This is a genomic window from Sulfuricurvum sp., from assembly GCF_023250475.1.
Taxonomy (GTDB): domain Bacteria; phylum Campylobacterota; class Campylobacteria; order Campylobacterales; family Sulfurimonadaceae; genus Sulfuricurvum.
On the sequence record NZ_JAHFAQ010000087.1, the window covers coordinates 1 to 9,303 of the forward strand.

The following is a 9,303-nucleotide window of genomic DNA, read 5'->3' on the forward strand; positions in this document are numbered from 1 at the left end:
TCATGGCAAACGCCAGTGAAATGGGAAGCATCATATCGATAGCGTAGAAATATTTGTACATCATATAAATCAATACGAGATTCGCCGAACTCGGCAGGTCTGATGCGTTATCCATCAGATCAAAACCGACCATAAAACTGCTCAAAGCAATTAAAACAATCGAAAAATAGCGCAAATAAAGGGACGATAAAGTAGTAAATGCGAGCATAGGTGCCTAAACTAAAAAATTAGAGTTTATTGTATCCAATAAATCCTGCATAATTTTTACAAACCCTTCATGGAACATTTTGCGGCAACATCGCTGCAGCTCTCTTTTAGAAGCATTTCGACGGCATCAGCGGCTTTATTAATCCAATCCGAAAGCTTTGATTGTTCATCCGTACCGAACGAGTGTAAAACATAATCGGCTACTTGTGATTTGTGCTCAGGCTTTCCGATTCCCATACGCACGCGGATATAATCGGCTCCGATAGCGGCATCGGTTGATTTTAGCCCGTTATGCCCCCCATGTCCGCCGCCGCTCTTAAACCGCAATGCACCGAACGGAAGATCCAAATCATCATGAATCACAATAACATCATCGATTTTATAAAAATTTTTAACGGCAAGGATAGAACGGCCGGAGAGATTCATAAAGGTAGCGGGTTTGAGGAGAAAGTGTGACCCCATTTTAAACAACTCCCCTTCGAAGGAGCTCTTTGAAACATTCACAACACTGTGGCGACGGCAAAGCTCGTCTATAACCATAAATCCGACATTATGACGGGTTGACGCATACGCCGAGCCGGGGTTCCCCAGTCCGACGATCAGCATCCTTATTTCGCTTTGATGATACTAAGAACCGATACACGGTCTGAATCAGTAAACGTAACGTTTTCAACACGTGGAAGATCACGAACCAATACTGAATCACCCAAATCAAGCGGAGCGACATCGATAGTGATGTTCGTTGGCAAGTTTTCAATCGCCGCTTTTACACGAAGACGTTTTTTAGCAACGAATAACATCCCTTTGTTTTTCAAACCGATAGGAGTTCCTACTGCGTTAACCGGAACATGATAGTGAGTGACAACACCAGGTTGTGCAACCATCAAATCAACATGCAACAAATTGCCTGATACCGGATGAGACTCATATCCTTGAACGACAAGGTTCATCTCTTTACCCGCTACGCTTACTGCAAATGCTACGGTCTCTTTGTTGCGCACAGTACGGATAAAATCGTTCATTTTGAACGCGGCGTGAATGTTCTCAAGCCCTTTTCCGTAGATGTTGGCAATAAGATAACCATCACGGCGATATGCTTTTGTAGCAACTTTGCCAATACTCTCTCTTACAATGCCTTCTAACATAATCATGTCCTTGAAATAAAATGAGGCGAATTATACTTAAACATTGCTTATATTATTCTAAACCCTCTTTACTCTTTAAGCCCAAAATACTCATCCTCTTTAAACACTTTCGGCCCCTCGTCAACGCCCAATTTCCCTTTTTCAACCGTCGTACTTAACCCTTCCATACGAAGTTTCAAGTCTGATGCCGATGTCGCGAATGCAAATGCGTCCTCCCGAGAGATTCGTCCGTTCAGGAATAAATCCAAAATTCCCTGATCGAAAGTTTGAGATTTATAGAGTTCTTTCCCCTCCGCAATAGTATCGGGAATTTCAATGTCTCGATTTTCGGCAATCAACTGTTCAATACGGGGTGTTCGGATCAATATCTCCAGTGCCGCCGTCCGCTTGCCCTCCACTGTTGGGATCAGACGTTGAGAAATAACCCCTTTTATCACCGAAGCGAGTGTCATACGTACCCGATTTTGTTCGCCAGTCGGAAATACGGAGATAATCCGGTTAATCGTCTCTTTTGCATCCAACGTATGCAGTGTTGAAAAAACCAAATGTCCCGTATCTGCGGCATGAAGAGCAATCTCGATCGTCTCCATATCCCGCATCTCCCCGACAAGGATGATATCGGGGTCTTCACGCAAAGCTGCCCGAAGCGCATTTCCGAAACTGATGGTATCTTGTCCTACACTGCGCTGATTGATAATACATTTTCGATCTTTGTGAACGAACTCAATCGGATCTTCAATGGTAATAATGTGTTTGCGCCGTGTCCTGTTGATCTCATCAATCAATGCGGCCAGTGTTGTTGATTTACCGCTACCGGTAACACCTGTAACAAGGACAAGCCCCCGTTCCATCTCAGCAAAACTGTGGACGATTTCAGGAAGGTTGAGCTCATCAACACTCAAAATTTTAACCGGAATCAGACGAAAAACGGCCGAAATTCCTTCCATTTGGAAAAAGATGTTGATACGAAAACGGGTATTCTCATCAAACGGATATACCAGATCCAGCTCTTTTTTTTCAACCAGTTCCGGAAAGCGGGTCCGAAGGAGCTCTTTGGCAAAAATAAGGGCATCTTCTTTGGAGAGTATCTCACCGGAAAGAGGGACAATGTCACCGTTAATCCGCGCACGAACAATACTGTTCGCTTTGACATGCAAGTCACTTCCGCCCGCATCAACCATTCGACGTAGATAGCCCCGTATTTTTTTCAATACATCAAAGTTCAAATCGCTAACATTGACGTGATGGGTCGTCTCTTGATTCATAATTCTCTACTCCAATGTATTCATGATGTCGTTGAATGCTACCTTAAATGCTTCAAGACCTTCATCGATTTGGGTTTGAATGACCTGCTGCATATCAATTCCGGCATTGCGGACAGCCGCAGTATGTTCTTCGATCAGCCGGTCGGAAAGAGGAAGTTTAATACGGCGATCTCCCCCCGCTACGTAGGATTCAATCGTTCCGATCGGAGCCGTATTGACACTGTTCGGAGCTAAAAGTTCATCAATATAATACGACGCTCTGAATTCATCCCCTTTTACCCCGGTACTGGCAAATAATACACGGCATTTCGGGACGTTAAGCGCTTCTATCCGATTGTAGATATCGGCAGCATTAATGATTCCCATCCATCCGGTTTTGACCCCTTTTTCGCGGAGGGCTTCATCTATTGCTCTGTCTACTCTGCTGACAAAGACACTGATAACCGTATCCACACTTGCATTGCGCGATGCACGCGCAAAAGCTTCCGCACATTGGATCGCTTGTTCGACCGAAAAGACAAGAGTTGCGTTGATAGCAATGTCGTGTGAAGCCAATGCTTCCATCGCGACATATCCCGCTTCGGTTGCGGGGACTTTAATCATGACGTTGGGACGATTAATCGCTGCATGAAGACGCATTCCCTCAGCAATCGTCGCTTCCGCATCATCGCATAAAAACGGATCGACTTCGATACTGACGTATCCGTCATCTCCCGCATCGTATAGCGGACGCAAGATATCTGCGGCATTTTGAATATCGTAAATAGCTACCGCTTCATATTTTTCTTTTGGAGAAAGATGTGAGAGGGTGGCCAGCTGCTCTTTGTAAGCGGGAGATGTGAGAATTGCATTTTTAAAAATAGCGGGATTGGAAGTAGCGCCGTTAATAATTCCCTTGGCAATAAGCTCTTTAAACTCTCCTTCCAAAAAGGTTCGCTCAATAAAATCGGCCCAAAGGGCGAAGCGTGCTTCCGCAATATACATATAAACTCCGAAACATAAATTAGAACTATTATGCCAAAAAATAATTAAAAGTAGAGGTTTGCCCCTATCCTAACCCTATCTTCTCTATACTCTTGATGCATTGCCTCATACGAGATTGAAAGGGCGCCGGAGGGGTTCAATTGCCATAAGTGAGTAAAGGTAATACGACTGCGATCAGCACTGTCGAGATACAATACCTCTCCGGCTTCTATCTGACTTTTCATCCGATTCCCCCAATTTATCCCTCCGCCGACACTGAATCCCAATCCGATATCGGCATTGAATCCGAGCCTCACTTCCGGTTCACTCAAAACATACCCGAATAACTGCTCGTCCCCGATCGCGGCTCCGGCTCCTACACGGGTAACAAAGCTGAGCCGATCATCCCCATAATCCCGATCCCATCCGCTTTTCATACGCCATGAAAACGGCTTAAAAAAATGACTTACGGGGGTAATAGAGGCAAGAGAAATAACGGTTAGTTTTTCCAAATTTACTCTGTTATGGTCAACTCCGATCACCGTATCGAGAAATTCTATCTGCGCTCCGGAGAGATGTCCCGTGTCATCTTCTGAGAGATCGTGAAAAGCCGGACGCCATCCGAGCAACAAAGGGGAGCGCTGTTCATACCATCCCTGAGCCACTTCCACTCTCGCAGCATGATGCGCCGTATCCGGGTTCGATTTGCTCGGCAGGGGAAGGTCGTCTCCTATCCCCTGTGCGGCTCGCTCAGAGAGGAGCATATGGTAACGGACTGCATAATTTTCTTTAGAAATTTTCCCTTCGATATAGTTATATTCGACGAGTTCTGCTGCTGCTTCGAGTACAAAACGGAGTTCTTGATCCCTCAGCCGCATTTGTTTCAAACCGTTTTTATCCATCTTTCCTTCTGCAAGCAATCGAACACTTTCCAATCCTTGAGGGGTCAGTTGCCGTTCATAAGAGAGGAGTTTTGTCCGTTTGGAAGCTCTAAAATGTTTCTCACTGACGAGAGATTCTTCTTCATAGGCACGCACCGTTTCAGGAGGGATAACATAATAGAAAAAATGATCTCGGAGATGGACGCTCGGCCGTGCAATTTCGGTAAGCCACAACATGTGATACGAACAATTTTCGTCAAAAAAATAGTACCACGAGTTGATATGCTGCAGCTCCCAGATGTGACGCACCATCGCCATCACCTCAGCATGGGTAAGATTTAAATCGTATTCCCATACATCTCTTGATTCGCTGTCACGGTACTCTTTGAGTTTTTCATAATACGGAAGCATCGAATAGAACCCGTAATATCCTCCAAAAAGCCCTTTATAGGCAAATAAAAGGCCATTTGTATCTTCAGTATGAGCCGCATAATTGATCGCATACGACATCAGTTTGCTTTCCATCGATGAGTCGATTCGTAAAAAAGTGTGCCCAAACATCGATGCAGGGGAATTGATATGAGCACTGGGAAAAACAAGGGTTACTTTTTGGGGATCCATCTTTGTGAGTAGTGCATCATAGTCGGTACATTCCCCCGCACCAAATGAGGTATTTAACTCTTGCTCAAGCCATGCTCTTCGAGCCGGAAAACGGCAAAAGATGGATTCATTGCTTCGGTTAGTATCTTCCTTAAAGCGTCGAATCGTTTCATCGAGTTCGGACGAGATATCTGTTTTTCCCTGAGGTGCAAGGAAAAAAGCGGGATCGTCAATCTCACTCTCCTCGTGGGGAGTATGCATCAGTAAATGCCAGTAGCGTGTATCGGAAAGTTTTTTTGTATGGGCTTGTGCAATCAGTTCATCACTCACACCGGCGTGGAGAACTAAACTCAACACACATATTAAAAAGAGAAATGGCAAAAAAAACCTCAGCTGTTCATCATTCCCGCACAAGCGGGAACTCAGTTAAATCCAAATCTTAACCTGCAATCGTTGATACATTATCCAATACCGTTGCCATATCGGCTTTTTCGCTGGTATAGATTGCATTATAGTTCGATTGAAGTGCGGATGCAAATTCTGCTTTATCTTGCACATTCAAAAGCTCTGCCAAAGTCGAAACACTCTCACCGTGACCGATCGCAATCTCGCGAGATAGCTGATCCATATTCGATGCAACAAATTCTGCCGCACGCTCATTCATTACAAATTTTGCTTTTTTACATCCGGATGTCCCTGATGTGATCCCGAACGTTTGATTGCCCAATGTAGTATTGGTGGTTGCTTGAAGCGCCAACATAATCGCAGAACCGTCATCATGAATAATCTGAGATCCCAATCCGCATCCGGTTTGGCTGTTAACAGTTGCGAAACCTGCTGTAGCGAGTGCTGCAACGGCAGCGATACTGATCAATACTTTTTTCATGTAAAACCCCTTTTTCATAAGAATTAACAGAGAGTATAAAAGAATAAACCTTAAAGAGTTCTCTTTTTTGAATCATTTTCACTCATTTTTTGATCGGATGCCAAATGAAGCCGCTCTAAAAAATAGTCTCTTGAAACTTCTTTGGCTCCCAAACTTTTCAAATGCGGTGTCGGAACCTGACAATCGATAAAATCATAGCCCCATTCCCGTAGATGCTCTACCAAAACGGCGAGGGCCGCTTTGGATGCATCGGAAACTTTTGCAAACATCGATTCGCCGCAGAATACCCCTCCGACGCTCACTCCGTACAGTCCCCCTACGAGAACATCGTTTTGATACGCTTCGATACTGTGCGCATGCCCAAGGGCATGAAGCGTCTCATACGCTTCAATCATCTCCGGTACGATCCAGCTCCCCTTCTGCCCGGGACGCGGTGCCTTTGCACATTCTCGAATCACTTCGGAAAAAGCGGTATCAAAACGGATTTCAAACTGCCCTATTTTTTTACGTAATGAACGGCTCAGTTTGAAATCATCCAATTCCAATATCAGTCTCGGGTCAGGTGACCACCAGAGAATAGGATCCTTGGCACTGTACCATGGGAATATCCCTGATCGATAGGCAAGCATAAGACGTGAGGGAGAGAGGTCGCCTCCATAAGCGATAATCCCCTCTTCTGAAGTATGAAGAGGATCAGGAAACGAGAGGTGATAGGTAAGTTTTGGAATCATACCGCATAATCGAAAATCAGTTTATCCGTATAATCTACCGACACAGTTCCCCCCTGTGACAAACGCCCAAAAAGCATCTCATCCACAAGCGGGTCTTTGATTTTATCCGAAATAACTCGGCCCAACGGCCGTGCTCCCATCGCTTTATCATACCCGATCTTCGCAAGATATCCTTTGGCTTTATCCGAGAGCAATACGGTTACTTTTTTTGATTTTAACTGAAGATTAAGTTCACGTATAAATTTATCGACAATCCCGGCGACCACGCTCATAGGCAATGAATCAAATTCGATTACCCCATCGAGACGGTTGCGAAATTCAGGGGTAAAAAACGATTTAAGCGCTTCATGGCGTGAAATTGAACTGTCCGCATTGAATCCCATAACGGTACGTTCACTGGCACCGATATTCGATGTCATAATAAGGACCACGTTGGTAAAGTTGGCTTTAAATCCCGTATTATCGGTAAGCGTCGCGCTGTCCATCACCTGCAACAGCACATTGATCAAATCGGGATGGGCTTTCTCAATCTCATCGAGTAAAAGCACCATATACGGATGCTTGCGCACCGTCTCGACCAAAAGCCCTCCCTGCTCAAATCCGACATATCCCGGAGGAGTACCGATGAGGCGGCTAAGGGCATGTTTTTCCATGTATTCGGACATGTCAAACCGCTCGAAATAGATCCCAAGCTCACTCGCCAATGATTTTGCCAACTCAGTTTTCCCTACCCCGGTCGGACCGGAAAACAAAAAGGAGGCTATCGGCTTATGCAAAGCACTCAAACCTGCATAAGAGCGTTTAATGGACTTGACGACCTGAGAAATTGCCTGATCTTGACCGATAACCAGTCCCTTGAGATCCGTTTCGAGGGAGGAAAGCTTTTCGCGGTTGTCTACCCCCATTTTTGAGGTCGGGATCCCCGTCATTTTAGAGATAATCGTTTCAATGTCATTCGGGGTTATCGTCGTTCGTTTATGAGTTTTAAGATGAAACGAGGCACCGGCTTCATCGATCAAATCGATCGCTACATCGGGTAAAAAACGGTCGGTGATATACTTCTTGGAGAGTTCGACGGCAGACCGTAACGCTTTATCGGTGTATTTCACCCCATGGTGTTTTTCATACCGTCCACGGAGTCCCTTAAGGATCAAAAAGCTCTCCTCTTCGCTCGGTTCTCCCACTTCAATCCGGGCAAAACGGCGGCTCAGTGCGCGGTCTTTTTCAAAAACACTTCGATATTCGGCATGGGTCGTTGCCCCCATACATTTTAGAAGTCCCGAAGCGAGTGCCGGTTTAAGCTGGTTGGATGCATCCATGCTGCCCCCACCTACGGCGCCCGCGCCCACGATGGTGTGAATTTCATCGATAAAAAGGATTGCATTGGGATGTTCCGCCGCTTCATCCATCACCGCTTTAAGTCGTTTTTCAAAATCTCCGCGATATTTCGTCCCTGCCAGCATCGCCCCCAAATCCAAAGCAAAAATCTCGGCATCTGCTAACAGTGCGGGGATATCTCCGGAGAGAATCCGCAGTGCCAACCCCTCGGCAATCGCCGTTTTACCGACACCCGGTTCTCCGATGAGGAGCGGATTGTTTTTCTTTCGACGGCAAAGAGTCTGAATGGCACGCTCGATCTCATTTACCCGTCCGATAACCGGATCGATTTTCCCTTTTTTAGCTTGTTCGATCAAATTGATCGCATATTTTTGAAGTGCTCCCTCACTGCGTGAGTCTTCCGCTACACCCTCCAAATCACGATGGGATATCGCTTCAAGAACATCGACACGGCTGATCCCGTATTCTTCGAGGAGCATACAGGCATACGTATGGTGCTCTTCATACACAGCCGCGATTAAATCTCCCACATCCGCAGCCTCTTTTTGAGCGCTGCGAACATGATGCATCATCCCGTCAATCATCCGTGCCAGCGCTACCGTTTCAAACGGCTCCTGATCCACCTCATCCGGCAATGGTTCCATCGTCTGCATCAAATAAGCACTCAAGGCTTCTCGAATGAGCTCAACATCTGCACCGCAAGAGCGAATGATGGCATCTCCATCAGGTGAATTGAGCAAAGAGAGCATCACATGTTCAATCGTTAAATACTCATGACGCTGATGGCGTGCAAATGCAATCGCTTTTTGGAAAATTGCATTCAATTCCGTACTCACCATGATTATGCCTCCTCCATTATTGCTTTAAGGGGAAATCCGTTCTCGCGGGCCAAAGAGGAGACTTGATGAACCTTCGTCTCTGCCACTTCATACGAATAGACTCCACATAACCCTCGACCGTTCTGATGTACTTCGACCATTATTCGATGCGCATCCTGAAAATTTCGGCGAAATATCTTCATCAAAATATCAACCACAAAATCCATGGATGTGTAATCGTCATTAAGCAAAAAAACGTTGTACTGCTTCGGATGCTCTACTATACTCTCTAACTGTGTTGAATGCTCATGTTTTGTCGCCATAATTTAACTATACCGAATCTTTTTAAATTTTTGCCGCGTTAGTGAAATCATCGAGAATCGCTTCAGCACTTTCCAAGCCGACTGAAATACGGATAAGTCCGGGGGTAATTCCCAAAAACTCTTTAGTCTCCTCATCAAAATCACGG

Annotated in this window: 10 protein-coding genes and 1 pseudogene; all 11 read right to left on the reverse strand. The window is 45.5% G+C overall.

Annotation, left to right across the window (positions count from 1 at the left end):
• Nucleotides 1–208, reverse strand: a pseudogene (locus Q0C19_RS08630) (permease); the annotation flags it as partial.
• A 56-nt stretch (nt 209–264) separates the two neighbouring features.
• Nucleotides 265–813: an aminoacyl-tRNA hydrolase gene (gene pth / locus Q0C19_RS08635; RefSeq protein WP_295055125.1), complete on the reverse strand. Its 549-nt coding sequence runs from the start codon at nt 811–813 to the stop codon at nt 265–267.
• Nucleotides 814–815: 2 nt separating this feature from the next.
• Nucleotides 816–1,352: a 50S ribosomal protein L25/general stress protein Ctc gene (locus Q0C19_RS08640; RefSeq protein ID WP_295055127.1), complete on the reverse strand. Its 537-nt coding sequence runs from the start codon at nt 1,350–1,352 to the stop codon at nt 816–818.
• A gap of 68 nt (nt 1,353–1,420) precedes the next feature.
• Nucleotides 1,421–2,617: a PilT/PilU family type 4a pilus ATPase gene (locus Q0C19_RS08645; RefSeq protein WP_295055128.1), complete on the reverse strand. Its 1,197-nt coding sequence runs from the start codon at nt 2,615–2,617 to the stop codon at nt 1,421–1,423.
• Nucleotides 2,618–2,623: 6 nt separating this feature from the next.
• Nucleotides 2,624–3,601 carry a transaldolase gene (locus tag Q0C19_RS08650; RefSeq protein ID WP_295055130.1) on the reverse strand — a complete coding sequence of 326 codons (978 nt, stop codon included), beginning with the start codon at nt 3,599–3,601 and terminating at the stop codon, nt 2,624–2,626.
• Between the two features lie 44 nt (nt 3,602–3,645).
• Nucleotides 3,646–5,415 (reverse strand): DUF4105 domain-containing protein, encoded by a 1,770-nt coding sequence (locus Q0C19_RS08655; RefSeq protein ID WP_295055131.1) that lies wholly within the window; start codon nt 5,413–5,415, stop codon nt 3,646–3,648.
• A gap of 85 nt (nt 5,416–5,500) precedes the next feature.
• The gene (locus Q0C19_RS08660; RefSeq protein WP_295055133.1) at nt 5,501–5,947 is read right to left on the reverse strand and encodes a DUF3015 family protein; all 447 of its coding nucleotides are present in this window, start codon (nt 5,945–5,947) and stop codon (nt 5,501–5,503) included.
• 50 nt (nt 5,948–5,997) lie between these two features.
• Nucleotides 5,998–6,678, reverse strand: a complete 681-nt coding sequence (aat, locus tag Q0C19_RS08665) for a leucyl/phenylalanyl-tRNA--protein transferase (RefSeq protein WP_295055135.1) — start codon at nt 6,676–6,678, stop codon at nt 5,998–6,000.
• Nucleotides 6,675–8,855, reverse strand: a complete 2,181-nt coding sequence (gene clpA / locus Q0C19_RS08670) for an ATP-dependent Clp protease ATP-binding subunit ClpA (protein ID WP_295055137.1) — start codon at nt 8,853–8,855, stop codon at nt 6,675–6,677. Before clpA ends, aat begins: the two co-directional genes overlap by 4 nt.
• 2 nt (nt 8,856–8,857) lie before the next feature.
• Nucleotides 8,858–9,157: an ATP-dependent Clp protease adapter ClpS gene (gene clpS, locus Q0C19_RS08675; RefSeq protein ID WP_295055138.1), complete on the reverse strand. Its 300-nt coding sequence runs from the start codon at nt 9,155–9,157 to the stop codon at nt 8,858–8,860.
• A 22-nt stretch (nt 9,158–9,179) separates the two neighbouring features.
• On the reverse strand, nt 9,180–9,303 hold a 124-nt coding region (locus Q0C19_RS08680; RefSeq protein ID WP_295055139.1), incomplete at its 5' end, for a PLP-dependent transferase.

Coding starts and splice junctions, on each gene's coding strand:
- pth (WP_295055125.1), bottom strand. CDS start 813: ATGCTGATCGTCGGACTGGGGAACCCCGGCTCGGCGTATGCGTCAACC.
- Q0C19_RS08640 (WP_295055127.1), bottom strand. CDS start 1,352: ATGTTAGAAGGCATTGTAAGAGAGAGTATTGGCAAAGTTGCTACAAAA.
- Q0C19_RS08645 (WP_295055128.1), bottom strand. CDS start 2,617: ATGAATCAAGAGACGACCCATCACGTCAATGTTAGCGATTTGAACTTT.
- Q0C19_RS08650 (WP_295055130.1), bottom strand. CDS start 3,601: ATGTATATTGCGGAAGCACGCTTCGCCCTTTGGGCCGATTTTATTGAG.
- Q0C19_RS08660 (WP_295055133.1), bottom strand. CDS start 5,947: ATGAAAAAAGTATTGATCAGTATCGCTGCCGTTGCAGCACTCGCTACA.
- aat (WP_295055135.1), bottom strand. CDS start 6,678: ATGATTCCAAAACTTACCTATCACCTCTCGTTTCCTGATCCTCTTCAT.
- clpA (WP_295055137.1), bottom strand. CDS start 8,855: ATGGTGAGTACGGAATTGAATGCAATTTTCCAAAAAGCGATTGCATTT.
- clpS (WP_295055138.1), bottom strand. CDS start 9,157: ATGGCGACAAAACATGAGCATTCAACACAGTTAGAGAGTATAGTAGAG.